Source organism: Parasphingorhabdus sp. (assembly GCF_059726685.1).
Map to the genome: position 1 here is coordinate 388,173 of NZ_AP041068.1, position 22,234 is coordinate 410,406.

At 54.9% G+C, this 22,234-nt stretch carries 26 protein-coding genes and 1 tRNA gene; 10 read left to right on the forward strand and 17 right to left on the reverse strand.

The features are described 5' to 3' along the window. Positions 1-3: 3 nt before the first annotated feature. The 8 genes from AC6I9Z_RS01900 to AC6I9Z_RS01935 form a co-directional block, all read right to left on the reverse strand. Positions 4-498: a MaoC family dehydratase gene (locus AC6I9Z_RS01900; RefSeq protein WP_461457528.1), complete on the reverse strand. Its 495-nt coding sequence runs from the start codon at positions 496-498 to the stop codon at positions 4-6. Next, positions 495-1,178, reverse strand: a complete 684-nt coding sequence (locus AC6I9Z_RS01905) for a TetR/AcrR family transcriptional regulator (protein ID WP_461457526.1) — start codon at positions 1,176-1,178, stop codon at positions 495-497. Before AC6I9Z_RS01905 ends, AC6I9Z_RS01900 begins: the two co-directional genes overlap by 4 nt. Before the next feature lie 209 nt (positions 1,179-1,387). Further along, the gene (locus AC6I9Z_RS01910; protein WP_461457524.1) at positions 1,388-2,059 is read right to left on the reverse strand and encodes an isochorismatase family protein; all 672 of its coding nucleotides are present in this window, start codon (positions 2,057-2,059) and stop codon (positions 1,388-1,390) included. Beyond that, positions 2,056-2,682, reverse strand: a complete 627-nt coding sequence (locus AC6I9Z_RS01915; RefSeq protein ID WP_461457523.1) for a cysteine hydrolase family protein — start codon at positions 2,680-2,682, stop codon at positions 2,056-2,058. The genes AC6I9Z_RS01910 and AC6I9Z_RS01915 overlap by 4 nt, the downstream gene beginning before the upstream one ends. After that, on the reverse strand, positions 2,672-3,361 hold the full coding sequence (locus AC6I9Z_RS01920) for an SDR family oxidoreductase (RefSeq protein ID WP_461457521.1): 690 nt from the start codon (positions 3,359-3,361) through the stop codon (positions 2,672-2,674). Before AC6I9Z_RS01920 ends, AC6I9Z_RS01915 begins: the two co-directional genes overlap by 11 nt. Before the next feature lie 47 nt (positions 3,362-3,408). Continuing rightward, entirely contained in the window at positions 3,409-4,170 is a 762-nt protein-coding gene (locus tag AC6I9Z_RS01925) for an enoyl-CoA hydratase-related protein (protein WP_461457520.1), read from the reverse strand. Further along, the gene (locus AC6I9Z_RS01930) at positions 4,167-4,643 is read right to left on the reverse strand and encodes a MarR family winged helix-turn-helix transcriptional regulator (RefSeq protein ID WP_461457518.1); all 477 of its coding nucleotides are present in this window, start codon (positions 4,641-4,643) and stop codon (positions 4,167-4,169) included. The genes AC6I9Z_RS01925 and AC6I9Z_RS01930 overlap by 4 nt, the downstream gene beginning before the upstream one ends. Before the next feature lie 272 nt (positions 4,644-4,915). Beyond that, entirely contained in the window at positions 4,916-5,536 is a 621-nt protein-coding gene (locus AC6I9Z_RS01935) for a TetR/AcrR family transcriptional regulator (RefSeq protein ID WP_461457516.1), read from the reverse strand. 70 nt (positions 5,537-5,606) lie between these two features. On the opposite strand from AC6I9Z_RS01935, the gene AC6I9Z_RS01940 reads away from it, so the two are divergent. Both AC6I9Z_RS01940 and AC6I9Z_RS01945 read left to right on the forward strand, forming a co-directional pair. Beyond that, entirely contained in the window at positions 5,607-6,548 is a 942-nt protein-coding gene (locus AC6I9Z_RS01940; protein ID WP_461457514.1) for an MBL fold metallo-hydrolase, read from the forward strand. Between the two features lie 7 nt (positions 6,549-6,555). Further along, positions 6,556-7,584: a DUF2817 domain-containing protein gene (locus AC6I9Z_RS01945; RefSeq protein WP_461457512.1), complete on the forward strand. Its 1,029-nt coding sequence runs from the start codon at positions 6,556-6,558 to the stop codon at positions 7,582-7,584. Positions 7,585-7,930: 346 nt separating this feature from the next. Here the strand turns inward: AC6I9Z_RS01945 and AC6I9Z_RS01950 are convergent, their stop codons facing one another. Further along, positions 7,931-8,599: a TVP38/TMEM64 family protein gene (locus AC6I9Z_RS01950; RefSeq protein WP_461457510.1), complete on the reverse strand. Its 669-nt coding sequence runs from the start codon at positions 8,597-8,599 to the stop codon at positions 7,931-7,933. Next, positions 8,596-9,333, reverse strand: a complete 738-nt coding sequence (locus AC6I9Z_RS01955) for an SDR family NAD(P)-dependent oxidoreductase (protein WP_461457508.1) — start codon at positions 9,331-9,333, stop codon at positions 8,596-8,598. Before AC6I9Z_RS01955 ends, AC6I9Z_RS01950 begins: the two co-directional genes overlap by 4 nt. 72 nt (positions 9,334-9,405) lie before the next feature. On the opposite strand from AC6I9Z_RS01955, the gene AC6I9Z_RS01960 reads away from it, so the two are divergent. After that, positions 9,406-9,915 (forward strand): Crp/Fnr family transcriptional regulator, encoded by a 510-nt coding sequence (locus tag AC6I9Z_RS01960; protein ID WP_461457506.1) that lies wholly within the window; start codon positions 9,406-9,408, stop codon positions 9,913-9,915. A gap of 164 nt (positions 9,916-10,079) precedes the next feature. Here the strand turns inward: AC6I9Z_RS01960 and AC6I9Z_RS01965 are convergent, their stop codons facing one another. Genes AC6I9Z_RS01965 through AC6I9Z_RS01975 form a run of 3 tightly spaced genes read right to left on the reverse strand, consistent with a single transcriptional unit; the run spans position 10,080 to position 13,484 of the window. Further along, positions 10,080-10,898 (reverse strand): SDR family oxidoreductase, encoded by an 819-nt coding sequence (locus tag AC6I9Z_RS01965; RefSeq protein ID WP_461457504.1) that lies wholly within the window; start codon positions 10,896-10,898, stop codon positions 10,080-10,082. 2 nt (positions 10,899-10,900) lie between these two features. Continuing rightward, a complete protein-coding gene (locus tag AC6I9Z_RS01970; protein ID WP_461457502.1) occupies positions 10,901-12,808 on the reverse strand; it encodes an AMP-binding protein in 1,908 nt (635 codons plus the stop codon). A gap of 1 nt (position 12,809) precedes the next feature. Then, positions 12,810-13,484 carry a nitroreductase gene (locus AC6I9Z_RS01975; RefSeq protein ID WP_461457501.1) on the reverse strand — a complete coding sequence of 225 codons (675 nt, stop codon included), beginning with the start codon at positions 13,482-13,484 and terminating at the stop codon, positions 12,810-12,812. An 88-nt stretch (positions 13,485-13,572) separates the two neighbouring features. Between AC6I9Z_RS01975 and AC6I9Z_RS01980 the strand changes: the two genes are divergently transcribed. Continuing rightward, positions 13,573-14,472: a LysR family transcriptional regulator gene (locus AC6I9Z_RS01980; protein ID WP_461457499.1), complete on the forward strand. Its 900-nt coding sequence runs from the start codon at positions 13,573-13,575 to the stop codon at positions 14,470-14,472. Positions 14,473-14,729: 257 nt separating this feature from the next. Here AC6I9Z_RS01980 and AC6I9Z_RS01985 read toward each other — a convergent pair whose 3' ends face one another. Continuing rightward, positions 14,730-15,005, reverse strand: coding sequence for a metal-sensitive transcriptional regulator (locus AC6I9Z_RS01985; RefSeq protein WP_461457497.1), 276 nt, complete (start codon positions 15,003-15,005; stop codon positions 14,730-14,732). Between the two features lie 69 nt (positions 15,006-15,074). On the opposite strand from AC6I9Z_RS01985, the gene AC6I9Z_RS01990 reads away from it, so the two are divergent. The 3 genes from AC6I9Z_RS01990 to AC6I9Z_RS02000 are packed head-to-tail and all read left to right on the forward strand — an operon-like array spanning position 15,075 to position 18,332. Further along, complete coding sequence (locus AC6I9Z_RS01990; protein ID WP_461457495.1) at positions 15,075-16,940, forward strand: copper resistance system multicopper oxidase; 1,866 nt, start codon at positions 15,075-15,077, stop codon at positions 16,938-16,940. After that, on the forward strand, positions 16,937-17,860 hold the full coding sequence (locus AC6I9Z_RS01995) for a copper resistance protein B (RefSeq protein WP_461457493.1): 924 nt from the start codon (positions 16,937-16,939) through the stop codon (positions 17,858-17,860). The genes AC6I9Z_RS01990 and AC6I9Z_RS01995 overlap by 4 nt, the downstream gene beginning before the upstream one ends. Before the next feature lie 10 nt (positions 17,861-17,870). Further along, the gene (locus AC6I9Z_RS02000) at positions 17,871-18,332 is read left to right on the forward strand and encodes a DUF4396 domain-containing protein (protein ID WP_461457491.1); all 462 of its coding nucleotides are present in this window, start codon (positions 17,871-17,873) and stop codon (positions 18,330-18,332) included. A 69-nt stretch (positions 18,333-18,401) separates the two neighbouring features. Here AC6I9Z_RS02000 and AC6I9Z_RS02005 read toward each other — a convergent pair whose 3' ends face one another. Then, complete coding sequence (locus AC6I9Z_RS02005) at positions 18,402-18,614, reverse strand: hypothetical protein (RefSeq protein WP_461457489.1); 213 nt, start codon at positions 18,612-18,614, stop codon at positions 18,402-18,404. Positions 18,615-18,818: 204 nt separating this feature from the next. On the opposite strand from AC6I9Z_RS02005, the gene AC6I9Z_RS02010 reads away from it, so the two are divergent. From AC6I9Z_RS02010 to AC6I9Z_RS02020, 3 genes are read left to right on the forward strand one after another with little or no spacing between them, the layout of a single operon-like run. After that, positions 18,819-19,067, forward strand: a complete 249-nt coding sequence (locus tag AC6I9Z_RS02010; protein ID WP_461457487.1) for a DUF3489 domain-containing protein — start codon at positions 18,819-18,821, stop codon at positions 19,065-19,067. Then, the gene (locus tag AC6I9Z_RS02015; protein WP_461457485.1) at positions 19,064-19,522 is read left to right on the forward strand and encodes a DUF2924 domain-containing protein; all 459 of its coding nucleotides are present in this window, start codon (positions 19,064-19,066) and stop codon (positions 19,520-19,522) included. Before AC6I9Z_RS02010 ends, AC6I9Z_RS02015 begins: the two co-directional genes overlap by 4 nt. Further along, positions 19,515-21,134 carry a recombinase family protein gene (locus AC6I9Z_RS02020; RefSeq protein WP_461457484.1) on the forward strand — a complete coding sequence of 540 codons (1,620 nt, stop codon included), beginning with the start codon at positions 19,515-19,517 and terminating at the stop codon, positions 21,132-21,134. The genes AC6I9Z_RS02015 and AC6I9Z_RS02020 overlap by 8 nt, the downstream gene beginning before the upstream one ends. A gap of 208 nt (positions 21,135-21,342) precedes the next feature. Here the strand turns inward: AC6I9Z_RS02020 and AC6I9Z_RS02025 are convergent. Then, positions 21,343-21,417 (reverse strand) — tRNA-Thr (locus AC6I9Z_RS02025). Between the two features lie 269 nt (positions 21,418-21,686). Continuing rightward, complete coding sequence (locus AC6I9Z_RS02030; protein WP_461457480.1) at positions 21,687-22,172, reverse strand: acyl-CoA thioesterase; 486 nt, start codon at positions 22,170-22,172, stop codon at positions 21,687-21,689. Positions 22,173-22,234: the final 62 nt, after the last annotated feature.

Consider the following 22,234-nt stretch of genomic DNA (forward strand, 5'->3'; position numbering starts at 1 on the left):
GGTCTAGACGAGTTTTTTTTGGATCGACGGTGGGTAGAAAACACCCAACCACTCAGCGGTCACTGCTGGCCGTTCTTCGCCATCAATTTCGACGGTTACGGCTGTCGTCGTCAGGATCGAGCCATCATCACGCGGCTTGGCTGACATGAAAGTGAAATGCCCGCGAACGCGCGATCCAACGGGAACAGGAGCGACGAACCGCACCTTATTGAAACCGTAGTTGAGGGCGTACGTACCTTCCGTCCACTCCCGCGCTTCATGACTCATATGGGTTATCAGCGAGAGCGACAAAAAACCGAAGGCAATCGTTGTAGGAAAGGGCCCTTTCGCGGCGCACCATTCGGGATCGACATGCATAGGATCGAGGTCCCGAGTTACCTTGCCGAAACCGTCAATATCCTCCTGCGTTATCGTGATCCAAGGGGAAGTGCCGATCGGACCTTTTTCTTTTAGGTCGAGTTCTTTGAGCGCAGACTCTAAAGCGTATTGCTCCGTCAATTTACGTTTTCCTTTTCTGTATTGCTCGGCTCGCGCCCATAGGCGGCGCGATACCATAGCACCGAGAGTTCATAGGCGAGCCGCTCGGGCTCCTTCGCCATTTTTGCTAGTGCGGGATCGCGATAGGCGTAGGTTTGCATCAGGATCGAATCGAGCATTGCTTGAAGTGCGAGTGCAGCGAACTCGTCCGTCTCGTCCGGAACCCCTTTGCCAGAGTGGCGAGCAATACCTTTGGCGATCCATTCGGCAACTCGCCAGTTGGCTCGCTGCCAGGATGTGCGGGCCTCGGGAAGAGAGTCAACGATCTGACCCACGGCTCGGTTCAGCCCCTTGCCCGTTGCAAATAGCTCGACATACCGTCGGTTGGCCGAAAGCACCGCTTCGAAAGGGTTGGAAGCGCGCTCATCGGTGAAAATAAGTTCGATGTTTCGAGCAAGGACATCGTCGAACAGTTGCAGAACGAGTTCCTCTTTGTTCTTGAAATAAGTATAGAAAACGCCCGCAGCTACGCCTGCTTCTTTCGGGACATCGGTGACTTTCAGGTCGTGGTAGCCATAACGTTCGAGGAGCACTTTCGCTGCCTCGAGCAAACGCGCACGCGTGCGCTCCCCTTTCGTCTGCGGTTTCGTCAGTGATTGCCTATCGGCGATCTGTTGTTGCGCTTCGATTGTTCGTTCCATGACGTAGGGTTGCCGTATCTTCTCGAATTTGTCAATGAATATGAAATCATTTTCATATTTAACAGTGGAGATTGGCTTTCTACGTATACTTCGCTCCACTCATTGAGCTGATTTTGGATCGCGAGCTGATTGACCGGTGCCAATGTCGCGCCACCTATTGGCAGACAGTCCGCAATCGGCCCAGTTTGGACCGTTCCGAAAGCGCCCCATTAGTCGCTAACGATGTCAGGCAAGCTGTCTAGGATTTCGCAAGTTTCTGAGACTCGCGCAACCAGACGCGGCAGTGTAATCGAGAGCGTATTCTGCAAATCCTTGGCGCTGTAGGCGAAAGTCAGATCGCTCAAGACCGTCACGTCGAAGTCAAGCTCGACTGCTGCACGTGCCGACGAATCCAAATCAGCATTTACGACGCCACCCAAAATAATGAGCCGGTTTCGTCGGTCTTGCTGAAAACACTCTCCAAGCCCAGTCCCGACGAAGGCATTGAGCCCCGAACGTGGCGCTAGGATGTGATCGGAAGGCGCGACCAACGCCGGTTCGATATCCGCACCTGGTCCGCCTTGCGCGAGAAGCTGGCGGGTCCGAAGATCGAGCAAGTAGCGGGTCGTGCCGATGGCGCTCGTTTTGTTGTCATCGCCCACGGATAATGGCGAGTGATAGATCGGCAGGCTTCGCGCGCGACATTGGGTCAAGAAGTTGGCAAACTTTTCCATTGCCGGCCGCTCGCGACAGAACGTCGACCATTCTTCAACGAATGAGAACACATCTACTTGCAGCGAAAGCGCGAGAACTGCGGTGTCTTCTCGCTCGAACGGGCCATAACTGCGCGCGTTTCGATCCGTGAGCGCGCGTCCAAGCCGGTCGACGAGACGCGCTATCATGCCGCTCCCTGCCCGATCCAATCGCGCGAGGACATGGTCCGATTTGCGCACATCGGAAATCCGGACGCCACGGCGGCTCCGTGATCGGCTTCAGACATGGCGGCAAGCGCGTCGGTTAAGATCGTCACATGGTAGCCCAGCTCGATGGCGCTGCGCGCAATCGACTCTATGCAGGTGTTGGAAAGGCAGCCACACAGGATGATCTCTTCAACGCCTTCACGCGAAAGGTGTTCGCCCAGGTCGGTCCCGACAAAGCCGCTGGAGACCAAATGTTCTTTTGCCACGAACTCTCCTGGCTCGGGTTCTAGCCCATTGCGAAATCTGCCGCCCCATCCCTTGGCGCTCAATGTCTGGAAGAACTTGGCGAGATAGGTCGATGGATTAAGGTATCGCCGGTGATCGAACATGCCACGGCGATATCTTGCGTGCGGAGCGAAGCAAACCGTCATTCCTGTCGCGCGAGCATGCGCTAGAATTTGCTCCAGATTTGTAACTGTTTTCAGCTTCTTGAGCGTGGCGCGATTAAACAGCCATGCTCGCCCTCCCGCCGTCAGAAAATCATTGTAAGGATCGACGATAACGAGCGCGACCTTCCGATCGGAATACCACGCGTCACGCGTCATGCGCTCCGACCATCGGATTGATCTCGATCTCAGCGATACGGGCATGCGTCGGTGCCTCGATCGCGTAGAGGAACGCGGTCGAGATATCATCGACGCGCAACGCGCCTGGCTTGGCCTCTTCGAAGAAGGGCGTGTCGACCATTCCCGGGTCGATACTTGTCACCCGCACGCCATGGGGCACGAGCTCATTCGCCAGGTTTTTCGCATAGCCGCGGATGAACCACTTGGTTGCGCTGTAGACCGATCCGGCCAACGCGACATGCCCGGCTTGCGAACCGATCACGACCAGATGCCCCGTGCTCCGCCTGAGGTGAGGGATTGCGAGCTTGCTCGTGACGGCAACTGCGAAGTTATTCACCATCACCATCTCACGGAAATTCTCGATGTCCCCATGCTCGGTTCCGGTAGCGATTGCGCCCAGTCCGGCATTGGCGAAAACGACATCGATTCTGACAAAATGCGCGGCCACGGCCACAAACATCGCTTCCTGCGAGCCGGGTGAAGTGACGTCGCACTCGATCGCGAACGCATGGTCTGTTCCCAATTCCTCGGCAATGCCCCTTAGCTTTTCGGCGGATCGTGCCGCCAAAGCGACCTTGTGACCCGCTTTGACCGCCGCGCGTGCGCAATGCGCCCCAATCCCCGATGAGGCTCCGGTTATAAGGATAACCTTAGCCAATGCACTGTCCTCTCGTTGCGTGGTTCGATGTTACATTCCGCTGAGGCTCAAGCATAGAAGGGCCTGCGTTTCTCCTTCATCGCTGAAACACTTTCGCTGAAGTCGGGTGATTTGAGCTGAGATACAAAGTGTTTGGATTCAGCGGCCATCTGCGCGACAATTGCATCTCGGCGATTGCGAATAAGCGCCTTCGATGCCTTGAGCGCATTTGGTGCGGAACCTGCGATGTTTTGGGCAATTTCCTGCACCGATTTCTGCAGTTCATCACCTGCAAAGACTCGCGCTACCAATCCGAACTGCAGGGCCTCATCGGCGGTAAGTGTCCGTCCGGCAAGAAGGATGTCATTGGCAATCGCCATGCCGACAGCAGCGGGTAGCAAGAGCGAAGACGCCGCCTCCGGCACAAGGCCCAGCTTCACGAACGGCGCGACGAAGGTTGCGCTTGTGCTCGCATAAACGAGATCGGCATGAAGCAGCATAGTGAGTCCAACACCAATTGCCGGGCCATTAACCGCAACAATAATCGGCTTTTCGCAGTCGCAGATAGCATTGAGAAAGCGCGCGACCGGGGGGACTTCATCGTCCGCGTTCCCTCCCATGGAAAAATCGTCTAAGTCGTTGCCTGCGGTGAACATGTCACCTTCGCCAGTTATCACCAGCGCGCGCGCATCGTCCCCGGTATCGTATGCGACCATGGCGTTGGCGAGGGCACCGTACATCTCCTGGGTGAGGGCATTCTTCTTGTCCGACCGCGATATCGTTAGCGTTGTGACCTTGTCTGCGGTCGAGATGTGGATATGGTTGCTCATGCGGGGGTGCTTTCTTTGGATTTGGAGGTCTTCGATGGGTTCATCCTGACAATATCGCCAGCGTTGTGAGCCAAGTGCTCGAGGAACCGACCGATCGTGGCGCGTTCTTCGATCGAGAATGGCGAAAGGAGCTCGCGATTGATCCGCTTGGTCCCCTTAATTGTCGCTTCAACGAGCATGCGACCCTCGTCTTCAATATGGACTGAGAAGCTTCGGGCGTCTTTCTCGCTCTGCTCACGGCGAACCAGCCCTTTCGATGACATACGGTCGATGAGGCCGGTCAGACTCGATTTCCCGAGGTTAAGCTGGCTCGCGATGACCGAAATTGGCATGCCGTCATTCTTCGTCAGAGCAAGCAGAACCGCATGTTGTGACGACGAAAGGCCGACTTTCGATTTCAGATAGCGATCGGCGGCACGAAACAAAGCGCTATGCGCTCGCTGCATAAGATAGAAGACTTTTGGATCACGCATGGCAAGTAGTTCGTATATAAACCATATTTGATACGTATGCGAACTATTTCGAGGAGTCAATAGATATATTTATCGGCCTAGATTTCGACCATGTTGTGACTGAGCAAGTCCGAAAATTAGACACGCTATTTCTGCTTTGGCGTCACGTCTGCTGCGAAACCAGACGATCCGCATCCGGTCCAAAAAGTTTACCTCCCCGGTTGGCACCACCCTGTCAGTCGAAATTGCCAAGATTTTGCCTGACGATTGATTTGATCTGATGGGTGATCCAGTCATCGGGCAGGAGCATAAGCTGCGACAAAAACGCTAACTGCTTCATCGATCACCGTAGCAGCATCGCGCTCCGATGGAACGTCAAGTCCAATGACCCGCGGCCAGAAGAGAGGCTCTTGTACCATCCCCAAAAATTGCTGGGCGGCCAAATGGGTGTCGCGTACGCTCAAGAATCCGCGTAATTTCGCTGCGCTCAGATATTCGGTCAAGCGTTGGAGCAGGGGCATTTTTCCAAGTCTGTAAAAATCCTCCGCGAGACGCGGAGCCTCGCGGCTCTCCGAGACCACCATGCGAGTCACCGCCACCTGATCATTATCGTCGATGAAGCTGATCACATGCAAAGCTGCTCTTCGAAGAACGATACTCGGTTCTTCATCTGGGTCAAGGTCAATGGCGAGTGCATCACTGAGTGCCTGCCAATGCTGCTTCATTGCAGCTTCGAACAGCGCATCCTTGTTTTTGAAGCGATTGTAGATGGTTTGCCGCGCAACGCCCGCTTCCTGCGCAATCAGATCCATACTTACCTTGGCCAAGCCGTCCCGAAGAAAAAGCCTTCGTGCCGCCTGTATGATGCGCGCATCCGACCTTGTGTGACGAGTGGTTCGCTGAGGTTTGGTCATGAACAGCGCTTGCCATATATAGATTAGACTGTATAGTCTAATTAGATAATGCGACCAAGGATAGAATAGCATGCCTTTTGCGAAGTTCGGTGCGATCGTTCGCCTTTTGCTTCAACGCCGCGCTGTGAACGGAAAGTCTTTTAATACGGATGGTTTTCACTCGTGGAGTATCGGGGAAATCCGGGCCACCAAAGTCGTTGAAATGGAAGGGGAAGGCTTTGGGGAGTTTCTCATCCCTGACGCTGCGAAAAATGCACTCGCATCAGTGCCTTGGCTCCACCCAGACCATGTGGGCGAGCGCGGCGGGTTGCGCCTCTCCGTGCATAGCTTCGTGGTCGAGATCGGCGGTAGAACGATCTTGGTCGATACCAATGTCGGTAACGACAAAAAGCGCAAGGTTCCGATCTGGAACAAGATGTCGATGCCTTGGCTGGAGGACCTCGCGCTAGCGGGCTTCCCCCAATCCAAAATAGACATGGTTATCTGTACTCATCTGCACATTGATCATGTCGGTTGGAACACACGGTTGGTTGATGGCCAATGGGTGCCAACATTTCCTAACGCCCGTTATGTGTTCGTAAAAGAAGAATATGATAGCTGGCGAGGCCAGTGCGATGATCCAGCTCGGGCGGAACTTTTTGCAGACTCGATTACGCCTATCGTGGAAGCTGGTCTGGTTGACTGGGTTACATCCGATGCTGAGATTGTGCCGGGGATGACCTTCGTCCCGACGCCAGGCCATACCGATCATCATGTTGCGATCATGCTCGAAAGCAATGGTGAAAAAGCGCTGATCACAGGCGACTTTTTACACCACCCTGCCCAGATCGCGTATCCGGAATGGAGCAGCAGTTTCGATACGCAGCCAGAACAATCGGTATCCACCCGTCTCGCCATGTTCGAGCAATTGGCTGATGATCAGACGCTCATCTTGGGGACGGCGTTCCCCGACCCGAGCGGGGGTTATATTCAACGGGACGGCGCGGAATATCGGTTCGAAACGAGGCCTTGATTTTGGTATGATCACTTATGCAGCCGCCCGTACCGAATTTCTCGAGGCCGCCAGTCGCGCAGGCGCTGAGCTATGCTCATATCCACACCCACGCGCCGGACCCGACGACCAGGCACTCGCCGTAGACGTCGCGCGGCTCGGAAGCCGCGAGGCTCCGGCACAACTCGTCTTGGTCTCTGGTGTGCACGACGTTGAAGGATATGCCGGATCGATGATCCAAGCCGGGCTGGTCGAAGCGATGCCTGCTGCTTCCGGCTTCGCTATTGTATTTGTCTACGGCGTCAATCCCTACGGAATGGCAAATTACCGGCGCGTCACAGAGAAGGGAGTGGACCTGAATCGCAACTTCATTGATTTTTCAGGTCCGCTGCCAGTCAACGAAGCGTTCGACGAAGAGTTCGCAAGGCTGCTCACTCCTGCTGCCAGCGTGAAGGCCGATTCCGACCGTGCCCTGTTGCAGAGGATAGCGCAAAATCCTCGAGAAATGAGGGCAGCGATTGCGGGTGGCCAGTACGCCTATCCATACTCACCGTCTTACGGTGGTAAACATGCGACCTGGGCGCGTAAGAACTTCGAAATAATAGTCGGAAAAGAGCTAACGGCAGCATCGCAAATCTGTCTGATCGATTTTCATACCGGTCTCGGCAATTACGGAAGGGGCCAATTTATTGGCTCGCACTGGGCGTCGGCCGAGGAGCGACGCTTCGAGCGAAATATTTGGGGGGACGACTATGTCGAGGGCGGCGACCCCGGCACCGTCTCGTATGTTGTTTCCGGCGACCTGCTCAGCGGATTACGCCGCCTCATGCCGCAAGCAGAGGTGGCCGCAGCGGCGCACGAGTTCGGAACCCTTGCCGAACAGGCGGTGTTAGACGCGCTGAGGATTGATCACTCCGCCGCTCTGGCGAATGCCCGAGACGAACAGTGCAAGAAGGCGATGTTCGATGCCTTCATGAGCTGTGGCGCGAGCTGGAAAAGAGATGTACTCGAACAAGCAATGGACGGCGTCGAGAAAGCAGCCAGATGGCTGTCATAGTTGGAGCGGGGACGCCAAGGCACCTGGCGGCCCGTCGAATGGCAGTCGAGACGGCCGAGACGTTTAAGACAATGCCATTGACAGAGACGAACGAATTTCTTCACGTCTATAGCGCAATACGCGGTCGTCATTCGAGCCTATTGCTTAACCCTTGGAGGCTGTTTCGCAAGCAGAGTACGCTGGGTTCGCCAACAGCAAAAGCCGCAATGTCCGCAATTGGAGACGTGAGCAGCAAGGTAGCTTTCTTCCCTGTTGGCCCAAATAGCTGACCGACCGCTCCTGGCCCCACTCTAATCACAGTCTAATGTCAGGGATTTGGTGGTGGAAGGGGACGTTGAACACTTACTCAAACAAGCAGCCGCTCACCGCCCGTCATCCAGTATTTGCGATAGATGAACCAGCCAGTCCACATTACGGCATAGAGCCCTAAGGCCGCAAAGATCGCCGGGCGCGGATCGTCCAAAGTGCTGACCGATCCTGCGTAAGAGGCAATACCCATATAGGGCAAGGTTCCTACTAACCAAAACATTGCAAAGCGCATCAAGGACATGCGCGTCATACCAGCCATACACGCAGTGACTTCAGGCAAAATGGGAGCTGCACGTGAGAGCACGATCATGCCAGGGCCATGAGCGGTAAAGGCATTGCGCATTTCGGCGCGTTGCTCCTCGTCTCGTATCACTTTGGCAAGCGCGCCTTCGCCCCAGCGGTGGCAAATCGCGTAGCCGCCAAATGCCGCGATGGCTGAGCCTGCCATAGCTGCGGCGAAGCCCATCTCAAATCCGAGAAAATAGCTGCCCAGGATGACAACGGTGAGTGTCGGTACTGCGACGAAAAGGTCGATAGCGAGAAGGCTCACCACAACGGCGATCACGGTGAGCGCAGAGAGAGTGCTCGCGATCTCCAGCCAATCTCGCACATTGTCTTCAGTCAACATACCGAGAACGCGGCCAAGAACAAATGTCGATGCGAAGACTGCAGCAATAGTCAACATGACCCTCAGCATAGTTTTCATGAGTCACCTTTTTGCATGATTGCGTTGGCAATTGAGGGAGAAAGGCGGTTGATGATGCGGAGCAATTTGACTTTGCCAATATCATTGTCAGGCGTGCCGCGTTCGATCCCGCGAATGATCTGGCGCGCAACATCTCGCGACGAGAGCTTGCCGCTTCCGCGTCCAGTGGTCATCGGCGTGTCGACCAGTGGCAGGAAAGCCTGTTGGACCCGTATACTGGTTCCGCCCAATTGCGCCCGCAGACCGCGAGAGAGGTTATCGAGCCCGCCTTTGGTGGTGCAGTAAATCGCCGACTCTTTCTTTGGCACTAGACCCAGACCGGAATTGACGTTGAGGACGAAACTCTCAGACCGCTTGCGCAGGCCACCTAGAAGACCGTGGATCAGTTGAGCCGGACTGGTGAGGTTGATCGCGATCTCTGTCGCGATGCTGGCGGGATCAAAATCACTGTCGGTAAATTTGGGCAGGAATTGCACGGCTGCACAATTGATCAACCCATCGATCCCATCAGGATGAGAGAGTGTGATCGCTTCTATCGCCCTGTCAACACTCGCTGCATCAGCGAGATTTGTCGCAACATGGGCAAATCCAGGCGACAATTGCACTGCATCCTCTGGTGGAGCGTGGCGCGAAAGATTGATGATAGTGTTGGACGAGCCAAGCGCACCCAATAGGTCGAGACCAACTCCAGAGCTGGCCCCGGTCAAAACGATGGTTTTGTTTTGCAGTTTCATGGCGCTAGGGTATTGCCGAAGCGCAGTGCGCCGTAATTAACCGAGGTTCATTTGTCGCAATTTCAAGAGCTTGTGGTCCGAAACGGGCGCCAGATCACACTGGAAATCGGTGACCATGCCTTCATGCAGGGAGACAACGATTCGAATGTCTACTTCGTCAAATCTGGCCTTCTAAAAGCGTATTATGTTCGCGCTGACGGTAAAGAGCATATTAAGTCTTTCCTCGCCGAAGGTTCGATAATCGGCAGCATGGTGGCTCTGGTAGACGGAAATCCGTGCACCTTTAGCCTGGTCGCTAGCGAACCCACTTTGGCGATTTCATTGCCTTACAAGGTGTTGGCGGATGCCGCGCAAAACGACATTTCGCTCGCCAATGCACTCGTCGAATTTCTCTCTGCTTATGGCAAGCGCAAGGAGCAGCGCGAATACCAATTGCTGAGCCTTTCAGCTGAAGATCGCTATGCCGTGATGATTGAGACCATGCCTGAAATTGCGAATCGAGTGAGCCAGGCTGAGCTTGCCGCCTATATAGGTATCACACCGCAGGCGCTCAGCCGGATCAAACGGCGATTGTCTCAATAAGCTAATATCTGCTGCCATTAGTCTGAAATTGGGTTGATTGAGGAATGACCGGCTCTATTTGGCCAATGCTGGAAGGAAGACGTTTCGCTATCGGACCAAAGAACAATGAAGTCTCGCGCCGCCAGTCCAACGAGGATTTATTGACTGTGCCAAATAGGTCAGCCCTAGTTCGCAATAACTGCTCTCGTTGCCGCATTCAGAACGCCGGTGCCGTTTAGATATTGCCCGCCATCTGCAATCAGCGATGTACCGGTGATGTAGCCAGCCAAGGGTGAAGCAAGAAACGCAGCAACAGCTCCGATATCTTCCGACTTTCCAGCCCGGCCAAGCGGGATCGTGTCGAGCAACGCGTCCTTGAGGCTCGACTTCAGCAAGCGGCTCATGCCCTGAGTACCTTCGATCGGCCCCGGAACGATGCAATTCACGCGAATGCCGTCAGGGCCCCACTCGATTGCCAGCTGGCGCATGAGCTGGTCCACTCCCGCCTTGGCTGCACCGGCGTGGGCTTGGAACTCGAATGGCATGAAAGCCTGCGCAGCGGAAATGAGTAGCAGCGTCCCGGATGTCTTCGTCAGCTGCTCACGCGCTGCCTTTGCAGTATGAAAAGAACCTACGAGATCGATATCGACGACGGTCCTGAACGCATTGGAGGACATCTTGTCGATCGCACACAGGAAATTCCCCGCAGCGCCAGCCACTACAACGTCGCACGGGCCCAGCTCTGCGGCAGAGGCATCGAAAAAGGCCTGCAAAGCATCCAATTCGCGCACATCGGCGGCCTGGGCGAAGACCGCGCCACCATAACCGGCAAGCTCCTGCGCAGCCGCATCGAGCTTCGCATGCGTCCGCCCACAGATCGCCAAGTTGGCACCGAGGGTGGCAAAACTGTGTGCGATGCCAAGATTGATACCCGATCCGCCGCCAGTCACAGCCACGGTCTTCCCTTTGAACAGATTGCGGGTGAACACTTCATTGATCTTCATATTCACGCGCTCCTCAGGAACGTGGGATCGAGATTGAGCGCCAGCAAGATCGGCTCGGCTTTGGCTACGAAGCCGATGAAGTCGCTCCCGTCCGCCCCTCCAACCGAGATTTTGACAGGACGCCGGGCACCTGGTGCCGCTTCTTCCGCCTGGATTTCGACGGAGACATCGGATGCGATCATGCCCTCGATTGCCATTCGCGTTGCATATTCTGCTGCGCGGGTCCGCAATTGCGGTTTGTAGACCTTGCCGATGGCCGTCAGCGGCAGCGCGTCGAGCATTTCGATGCGGGCGGGTGCCGCTGGCCGTTCTGAAACATGCTCGCGGGCATAGGCCAGGAGTGCCTCTTCATCAGTAGCCGCGCCTCCCTGCAAAGTCACAAAAGCAACCGGTACCTCACCGGCATAGCCGTCCGGCTGTCCGACCGCAGCGACCATGTTGACAGACGGATGCGCGCTTAGCGCCTCTTCAATCAGCCCGGGGTCGATGTTATGGCCGGACCGGATGATAAGGTCCTTCGCTCGCCCTTGCAGCCAAACATAGCCGTCTGCGTCGATGCGCCCAAGATCGCCGGTGTCGAGCCAACCGTTTTCGTCAACGCGTTCTTCGCCGATGGCATTACCGCATTCGTCCGCGAACGCAGTTGAGCCAACAATATTGGGGCCGCGAACCAGGATGCGGCCGACCTCGCCCTGCGCAACTTCCGGCTTATTTTCTTCCGCTCCATCTTCGACAAGTCGATACTCTTGGTATGGCACGAACGGACCGACCGAACCGGGCCGTTTCTCGCCACCGACCGGGTTGCGCGCGCAGAAGGTCGAGGCCTCCGTCATGCCGTAGGTTTCGACGATTTCGGCGTCGGTTTTTGTCCCGATCGCTTCGATCAGCGCCGTCGGAAGCGGCGCCGCACCGCTCACGATCTGGCGCAGCGATGAGATGTTCTCAGTGATGGGCAAGTCCTTGAGCACGCTCAGGATCGTCGGCACGATAGCAGCTGTGGTCACGCCATGACGTGCCACGATCTTCCAGAAGTCGCCGATCATGAACGGATTGCGGAAGCCTGATGGGCCGCACAGAAGGATGGTGACCCCGCCTGCGAGCGAAACCAGCGGCGTCGCGATACCGCCGATCACGTGATAGGTTGGCAGGCCCGCGAGCGATACGTCGCCGGGCCTGTACCCGCTGCCGAGCAAGCCCATGCAGGTCGTTGCCAGCTGGTTGCGATGAGTCATGGAAATCAGCTTGGGCGCAGATGTCGTACCGCCGGTGTGGAAGATGCCTGCGATGTCATTGCTCGAGGGCGAGTTGAACCCGACCAATTGGTCGTAATGGCATTGCGCCATCAGCTCGCCGAGAAATGTCGCTCCCTCGCAAGGTGCATCGAGCACTAGCATGTCCACACCTTCGCCAAGTGCCGCAGCGATGGCCTGCGCCTTGGCGAAGATCTCGTTATCCGCTGCAGGACTGACGGTGGCAATGATCCTGACGCGGGCGGCGCGCATGATTGTGACGATGTGCTCCACCGACAGGAGAGGGTTAACCGGGTTGGCGCGGCCAGCCGTCGCTGCCGCCAGTTGGCAGACGAAGGTTTGCGGAAGGTTGGGCGCAAGAAATCCGATCGCCTCGTTCCGCTTGAGGCCGAGTTGGCGCAAGGCGTTGGCCGCCTGAGTGACGTCGGACCGCAGCCGGGCGAAACTCAACGCCTTCGGTTCGTCATCGGCAAGGCCATGAGGCAGGAATTTCATAAAGGCCGTCTCGCCCCAGGCCTCTGCCGCGTTGCAGACCAGATCGTAGATCGAATTCTCGGCAATGCGCTCGGTGATCGGGATCGCTTCGTATTCGCGGATATCTGTAGCCGATCGCGCCGCCGCCTTGTCGGCATTCGGCATGTTTGTGAGAGAGACCGCCATCTCAAAAACCCCGCAAAGTCGCGAAGTTCTTGACCGATTCGCGCTCGGTCACCAGCGAGTTGATCGGCGCCTCGGGATTGGGATAGCCGAGCGCCATGCCGCAGTAGAGAATACGATCTTCGGGTAGTTGCAGAAAGCGCGAGACGGTCTTGTACATGGCCGACCAGGCTTCCTGCGGGCAGGTCGCCAAGCCCTGCTCATGCGCGAGCAGCATGAAGCTCTGCATGAACATGCCAAGATGTGCCCATTGCGGTTGCTCGAAGCTACGATTGATCGAGAAGAAGAGACCCACGGGCGCGTCGAAGAATTCGAAATTTCGGGCGAACTGCATTATCCGGCCCATCTTGTTTTCGCGCTCGACTCCGATGGTCGCGTACATGTCTTCGCCGCATCTGAAGCGGCGCGAGCGATATTCTTCAGCCATATCGTCGGGATAGAGAGTGTATTCGCTTCCCTCGCCGCGCTGGTTGACGGCCATCGATTTCTTCACTTCGCCGAGGAAGGCAGCCAGCTCATCACCCGTCAGCGCATCGACAAACCACGGCTGCAGATTACTTCCCGAAGGACTTCTCCCAGCGGTTTGCAGCAACGAGACCAGGGTCGAGCGCTCGACCGGTTTGTCGAGAAAGGCACGGGTTGAGCGTCGCTCGAGCACGGCTTGGGTTACTGTCGTCATCGTTTTCATCCGTCTTGCACAGGGAAATGAGGCGTGTATACAGTGGATGGAAAAATCGGGAAACGGATCATTAATATGCGTTTGATGCATGCATAACGATCGCTTGCTTTTAGGAGAAACGCTGCTTGCCGTCTTGGAGGTCGGGAGCTTCTCGGAGGCAGCCGGTGTTCTCGGCGTCGGCCAATCGACGGTCAGCCGGCGCATTGCTGCGCTGGAGCAGAGACTGGGGGGTATCTCCCTTTTCCGGCGGGGCACGCGCTGGATCGAGCCTACGCTCGAGGCCGAAGCCTATGCTCAGTCCGTGCGCGAGGCCTTCGCCCAACTCGAAGCTGCCGAAGCCAGGATCGCCGACACGAGTCCGGAACCGAGGGGCGTGCTGAGGATCTCCTTGCCGCCTGCGCTTGGCCGGGCAAAGTTCGCCATTCCTCTGGCGCGGCTGGCTGACAAACATCCTGAGCTCTCGCTGAAGCTCGACTTCTCAGAAGGCTATGTCGATTTGCGCGAAAGCCAGGTAGATATCGCGATACGTCTCCGATCGTTCGAACAGACTGGTCTAATTGCCGAGAAGCTGGGAGAAAGCACGATCGGTGTATTCGCCTCTCCCGGTTACCTCGCAGCTGCAGGAGCCGAGCTGAAGTCCCTGGCTAATCTGGCACACCACAGGATCATAGGGCTTTCATCCTTCTTCGATGACAAGCGTCCCCGCCGACCTCGCCCCGGTCGGTCGGCAATGACAACACTGCGCCCGTGGATCCTGTCCAACGACCTGGCAGCAATACGTCTAATGATCGTCGAAGGTGCCGGTGTTGGCTTCCTTCCAGACTATCTGGTCGCGGAGGACGTGCGAATTGGGGCTCTTATTCGGTGTGGATTTTCCCCACCAATTGAAGCGATCGAGATAATCGCAATGTATCCCTATGGTCTTCGCGGCTCTCCGAGGATTGAGGCTGCTCTCAGCGCGATCAAGTCCGTGAAATTTGGCCAATAGATTTGTTTGCAACGTGCGTCGACTTCGTGCTTAGGAGAGGAAGAGGTGCTCTCAGTCAAAAGACTGAACTGGACAGACATCTGTGGCAGCTTTCGCGTCAATATGACCAAAACCAGACAATCCGCTAACGGCCCAGAAGGAGACACTATTTATGCCGGACGTTTTCAACCTTTTCGTGAACACACAAAACGTCTGATAATGGGCCGTTAGCTGACTGACTAGTTTTGACCGCTATGGGCGAAAAAGCGGACATTAAGTTACCGCTTCACTTTACCAAAAAGCTCCACAAGCTCATCAAACTTTTCCTTCTGCTCTGTCTCATCCCCAGACGAAATAGCCTCGGCAACACAACAGGCCGCGTGATCCTTGAGTATCTGATCCTCAACTTTAGACAGTGCTGATTTCACAGCCTGCATCTGTGTCAAGATATCCATGCAATAGCGATCTTCTTCAACCATGCTGGCTATACCGCGCACCTGTCCCTCGATGCGTTTCAGGCGGTTGAGTTTATCCTTGTGGGTTGCCGATGGCATAATGCACCTTTCTATTGATATACCCTATGGGGGTATATATACTCTGTTATCACAGGAGTATCAATATCGATGACCAAAGCGTTCAACAATAGCCTTGCTAACCCAAGCCGCCGGACATTTGTTCAAAGTCTGGCAGGCGTCGCAGCGCTTGCCTCTTTGCCAATGCCTGCATGGGCATCTGGAAAAATGGGGCACAAAATGGGTGGCGCGCTGCGCAATGGCATGGATGAGGTGTCTGGTCCCAATGTGCATCTGCATATTGCAGATGGTATGTTCCGCACGGGCAAGCGTTCAGGGCATGGCATTGGATTGAACGGCACTATCCCGGGGCCGCTTATTCGGTTGCGCGAAGGTACACGTGCCAATCTGATGGTTCACAACATGCTGGGCGAAGATAGTAGCGTGCATTGGCACGGGCTGCTGCTGCCATTTCAGTTCGACGGTGTTCCGGGTTTAAGCTTTCCGGGTATAATACCGGGCGGGAACTTCACGGCCAAATTCGATGTGCGGCAATCGGGCACATATTGGTATCACAGCCATTCGGGTTTGCAGGAACAGATGGGGCACTATGGTCCAATCATCATTGACCCGGAAGGCAAAGACCCGGTGGAGTATGACCGCGAACATATAATCCTGCTGTCCGAATTTGCCGACATGCATCCGCACCAGATCATGAAAAAACTCAAAGTCGCCGAAGGTTATTTCAACCAGCAAAAGACGGCGACTTTTGACGATTATGATATGAGCACACAGGAGCGCGTGATGTGGGGTCGTATGCGAATGATGCCGACCGATATAGCCGATGTGTCAGCCCCCACTTATACCTATATGATCAACGGTCACGGCCCGGCAGATGATTTGGAGCTACCTTTTGAGCCGGGCGAGCGGGTGCGGCTGCGTTTCATTAACGGAAGCGCGATGACATTTTTCAATATCCGTATTCCCGGCCTTCCTATGACGGTCGTGCAAGCCGATGGTCAAAATGTGCAGCCCACCGAAGTTGATGAGTTTCAAATTGGTATAGCTGAAACCTATGATGTGATTGTCACGCCAAAGGCTGGCACATTTGCACTGGCAGCAGAAAGCATGGATCGTTCCGGCATGGCGCAAGCTGCGCTCACCTCCGAGTCTGGCAGGCGAGCGAATTTCCCTGAACTGCGAGACCCGCCGCTGCTCTCTATGGTTGATATGGGGCATGGCGGTATGACCGAAGGCGGACATGATGGGCATGGCGGCGGCGGTCATTCGGGACATGGCAGCATGGCCGATGGGAAAATGGATCACAGCCAGATGGATCATTCCAAGATGAACCATGGTGCTGCCGATAAGCCTAAACCCGCAATGGACCACTCCGATCACGATATGGGTGGAATGCGAATGCGTGATACATCGCTGCTGCCTGCCAGCGTGGACGTGAATGCGGGCGTCGATATGATAGCAATGAATCCGCAGGATCGGATGGGTTATCCGGGATTGGGTTTAGACAATGTCCCCCACCGGGTTTTGAACTATAAAATGCTCCGGGCACTCAAGCCCGACCATAACACCCGCGCACCAGACCGTGAGATGGAGCTTCATCTGACGGGCAATATGGAACGCTATATGTGGTCGTTCGACGGCAAGAAATATAGCTCCGTTAGCGATAGCCCGCTACGCTTTGCTTATGACGAAAAGGTACGAGTAAAGCTCGTTAATGATACAATGATGGCGCACCCTATCCATCTGCACGGTATCTTTTTTGAACTGGTCAATGGCGCTGGTCATGCGCAGCCCAAAAAACATACGGTCATCGTGCAACCGGGCAGCAGTGCAACTTTTGATGCCACCTTTAATGAGCCGGGCGACTGGGCATTCCATTGCCACCTGCTTTATCACATGCATGCGGGCATGATGCAGACCGTCAGCGTCGCCTTTCCCGAAAAGGCAGACCGATGAAAAAGAGGCTTCTGATAACAGCGGCGTTCGCCATGCTCTCCTCACCCGCTTTGGCGCAGATGGATCATAGCCAAATGGACCACAGTAAAATGGCTCATGGCAAGAAAGAGCAGGCCGACGATACCGATCATAGCGATCATGCGGGCCATGATATGGGGCCCAAACCCATGCCGCAATCTCAGCAAAATCAATCAGGCCCGCAAGCCTCTGGTCCTCCCAATGCTGCCGATGCAATTTGGGGTGCAGAAGCCATGCGGGCATCGCGCAAAGCGCTCTATAATGAACATGGCAATATGTCGCTCTACTGGTTTCAAGGAGACCGCCTTGAATATCGCGCACGCGAAGGAGAGAATGGCTATCTGTGGGATGTTCAGGGCTATTATGGCAATGACACGGACAAATTCTGGTTGAAGAGCGAAGGCGAAGGCAGTTTTGGCGAAGAGATAGAGCAAGCCGAAGTGCAAGCGCTATGGAGCCATGCCATTGGTCCGTTCTTCGATTTGCAAGCTGGTGTCAGGCAAGATTTCCACGGACCTGAGCGAACCCATCTTGCGCTGGGTGTGCAAGGGGTCGCACCATATCATTTGGAAATCGATATTGCGGGTTTCGTCTCCAACAAAGGAGATGTGACAGCGCGTATTGAAGGGGAATATGATCACCGCTTAACGCAAAAACTCATCCTGCAACCACGTGCCGAAATCAATCTCTCTGCTCAGGATATTCCCGAGCTGGAAATTGGTTCCGGCATTGACAGCATCGAGGCGGGTCTGCGCCTACGTTATGAAATCACCCCGGAATTTGGTCCCTACGTTGGTATTGAACAGGAATGGAAGCTCGGCGGCAGCCGTGACTTTGCCATAGCCGATGGTGAAGACCCCAGCGTCACCAACTATGTCATCGGTGTGCGGTTCTGGTTTTAGGAGAATTGAAATGAGCGAACATGCCGCATCCTGCCATGACCATAAAGACGCCAATCCATTTGTGACCTCTGCAAAGGCGACACTCCATTGCCTCACTGGCTGCGTGATCGGCGAGGTATCGGGTTTGATTATAGCTATGGCACTTGGACTTGGCGTTTGGCCCACAATCATAATGGCAACATCGTTGGCCTATCTATCCGGTTTCACGCTTGGTTTACTGCCTGTGATGCGCGATCAGGGCAAAACTTTCATGCAAGCGCTCCAGCTTATCTGGATTGGTGAAGTTATCTCGATTGGCGTGATGGAGTTCGCTATGAACGCGACGGACTATTATATGGGCGGCATGACAGCAGGCAGCTTGCTAGCCCCGCAATTCTGGATTGCCATGTTTGTTGCCATTCCTGCCGGTTTCTTGGCTGCTTGGCCCGTTAATTGGTGGCTACTGAGTCGTGATTTGAAGGCTTGTCACTAACAAGGCTAGCGTCCGCTATTGGGATCCAGCGGAATCCATATGAAAGTCCGAAATTGGGGCGCAAAGCGGTCATTCCCGGGTAGCTCCAATCGCCATCAATAGGATTTCGGTCTGACTGACTTGATCCACCAGCGCCTCAAGCAATGTCATGGATTCATTTTGTTCAAGCTCACCGTTTTGACCACGCACTGCCAATTCATGTGCATCTTCCAATCGCGCTGTGATTAGAGCGAACAACCCTGATCGCACCTCGTGGCGGTCGATTTCATCCAAGTTGATCATGTCCCAACTCATGCTCAACTTGGCGTAGAAGTCCACATGCAGCTTTTACAAATATGCAAATAAACCAATGGACTTCGGTGTTTGTTCGAGCATTGCTATTGGCATCGCAAACATCATTTGCGTTAAGCCGCCCGCCATTTAGGCGATCTGCGGCTCGGGTCAGTGGAAGCGCTGGAAGGTCCGGCGTCAAGCTGGAGATCCTCAATGTCATCAACCACATCAAAACCAAAAACTAAGTCTGCAAAAGTCATAGCGCTGCTATCGCGAACCAAAGGGGCAACACTCCTTGAGATATGCAAAGCCACCAATTGGAAATCACACAGCGTCCGCGCCTTCCTCACAGGTCTACGCAAGAAGGGCTTCGTGCTTACGCGCGAACAGCGAGGCGATGATGGGACAGCTTATCGGATCACACAAAGCCCGGGCAAAAACGAGCTCAAAGGTGCGGCATGACTTTGCTGGGCAATAAATTGGCCGAGCTTTCAGTAATGCCCCCTGCCCAGTTGCGGTCTGCCTGGCGCGATACTTTCAAGTCGCCCGCGCCCGATATTGGACCGGACCTGCTTCGGCGGGGGATCGCCAACCGGTGGCAGGAACGCGTCCATGGTAGCCTGACGGGTGCCACCAATCGTGAGATCGAGCGCCTCCGCAAGCGCGTAGAACGAACTGGCAAAGCCGGGCACGTGCATGCGATCTCGCTGAAAACCGGCACAAGGCTGGTCAGGTCATGGAACGGTAAAAGCTATCATGTGCTTGTTTGCGATGATGGTTTTGAGTTTGATGGGCGTCATTTTGCAAGTCTCAGCAACATTGCTCGCGAAATAACCGGCGCGCATTGGTCCGGCCCTCGTTTCTTCGGACTAAAGAAGCGGAGCGGCTATAAGCCAAAGGCTGCTGCCAATGGCTGAGCGCATCAAACGCAAGCGGTGCGCTATCTACACCCGCAAATCGACAGAAGAGGGTTTGGAACAGGATTTTAACAGTCTGGATGCACAGCGGGAAGCTTGTGCCGCCTATATCCTCAGCCAGGCCAGCGAGGGCTGGGAAGCGGTTTCCGAGCTTTATGATGATGGTGGCTGGTCTGGCGGGAATATGGACCGGCCGGCTCTCGCTCAGTTATTGGATGACGTTAAAGCAGGTAAGGTCGATATCATTGTCGTCTACAAGGTTGATCGACTAACCCGCGCCCTCGCTGACTTCGCCAAAATTGTGGAGATACTGGATGAGAACGAAGCGAGTTTCGTCAGTGTTACGCAATCGTTCAACACAACAACTAGCATGGGACGTCTCACCCTGAACGTCCTGCTTTCCTTCGCCCAGTTTGAACGCGAAGTCACCGGAGAGCGTATCCGGGACAAGGTTGCGGCTTCGAAGAAGAAAGGCATGTGGATGGGTGGACCAGTGCCGCTCGGGTATAGAGTGGAAGACAGAAAACTGTTGTTTGAGCCATCGGGAGTGGAATCGGTCCGCTACATTTTTAACCGCTATATCGAGCTCAAGTCTGTTCCGAAGCTGGTGGATGATCTGGCAGCGAAAAACTTTCGAACCCGCAAACGGGTGATGTCCAATGGCCGCGTGCTCGGCGGGGTTCATATTGGAACCGGTGCCCTAACACTGATGCTGCAAAACCCGATCTATATTGGCAAGATCCGGCATCGCGGGGAGTTATATGATGGCGAACATGCGCCAATAATTTCACAGGAACAGTTTGATCAGGTGCAGGCGATCTTCTCAGACAATCGCCGAGACAAAGTCCTGGGCAAGAAAAGTCACAATCCCAGTCTGTTGACGGGAATGATCACCGATCCGGATGGCCGGCCCATGTCTCCAACCCAGTCGAAGAAACAGGCACGAAGCTATCGCTATTATTCCACGCGCTTCAAACCTCTGGAGGACAAGGCCTCTGCCTGGCGTCTTCCTGCGGGAGATCTGGAACAGACTGTTATCAAAGCCGTTGCCAACCACCTGACGCATGGACTCGTACTGGAAACAGAAGATCGAACTTTGAACAATGATAGGATCGACCAGTATCGGCAAACTGCCAAGCACCTCCCATGCTTGAGCGTTGTCGAGCAACGAAAATTCCTTCTCAAGTGCCAAACCAAGATTCAAGTTGAGGCCGACACTGTCAAAATCAGCCTGAGCATCGAAAAGCGAGCCGATCCAATCGATATCTCCGTTGATGCAGAAATGGTCAGCAAAGGATCCGAATTGCGGCTGGCAGTCGCGCCCGGCAATGGTCCTGCAAAGCACGAACCCGATCCAGTGCTGTTACGGCTGATCGCCAATGCGTTCGCGGCTCGAGACTATCTAATCGATGGAAAACCATCACCGATCATATCCGGCTATTCGCAGCGGCATCTAAGGAAGCTTGCCAGGCTAAGTTTCCTGGCACCTGATATTATCAAAGCCATTATTCAAGGGTCGCAGCCGGTCAATTTGACTGGAAGGCGCTTTCTGCGAGCTGGAAAGATCCCACTCGATTGGCAAGAGCAGCGCACCCTATTCGGGTTCGAATGAAGCCGAAATCAATCACATTCTGACAGTGCATCTGGGATCCGCGTTTCGGGGCCTCGAGATAATCTGGTCATCAGTAAACATATGGCGGATGCCAAATAGTCTCTGGAGCACTATTCACCCAACAGGAACAGGCTAAGTTACCGAAACTTGGGGATTAAATCTACGGCTAGCGCATGCCGCCGGAGACACTCGAAATCGGGAAAAGAAATGGTGCTGCTAGGGAGAATTGAACTCCCGACCTCGTCATTACCAATGACGCGCTCTACCACTGAGCTACAGCAGCACTGATTTTATTGCCAGAAGCCATCTGCTTCGGGCCCCGCGCCTATGGCCAAAGGGTTAAGGACTTGTCAAGCGCAGTTGCAATTTTCCTGTTTCACTGGCAAATATTCTCCATGCCCAAGCCACAGCCAAAGTCAGAAAAACGACGCAAGGAGGTCGAGAAAGCCGATCGCCTTGCGGAACAATTGCGAGCCAATTTGCGGCGGCGCAAAACACAGGCCAAGAATTTGAAATCGGCTGACCCGGAGTAAAGAACCGCATAGCGGGTCGCTAGACAGTAACCGCAGTCCGTTCCGGTTCGATAATCTCAAAATCTGTAACGGCATCAATAAAGCTCTGCGCCACGGGCGTAACTTCTTCTGTCGCAGGGTCAAACCAGACATAAGTCAGCTTGACGACGTTGAGCAATGTATTTTCCCGCACAATGTGGGCGATGGCGGAATAGCTGGTCCGGCCGAATCGGGTGATACGCAGGCAGACATCGATCAGATCATCGGCCTTGGCCGGCGCCCGGAAATCAACTTCCGCATGGCGCACCCAGTTATCTCCGCCAAATAGCTCCAGAAACTTGCCAGGTGAATCTTCATTGCCCGTGGCCCCGACGAGCTCGCGAAAATATTCGGTTACGCCGATATCCGCAAAAGCGAGGTAATTCGCGTTGAACACAATGCCCTGCATATCAGCCTCGGCATAGCGCACACGGACAGGAGTGATCAGGCGAAAGCCGGCGCGCGGGTCGTTAGTATCTGTTGTCATGAAGTAATTTGTCCGTTGATATTGGTACTCTGCCTATGGCGCAAAGCAGGTCAGCATATAGT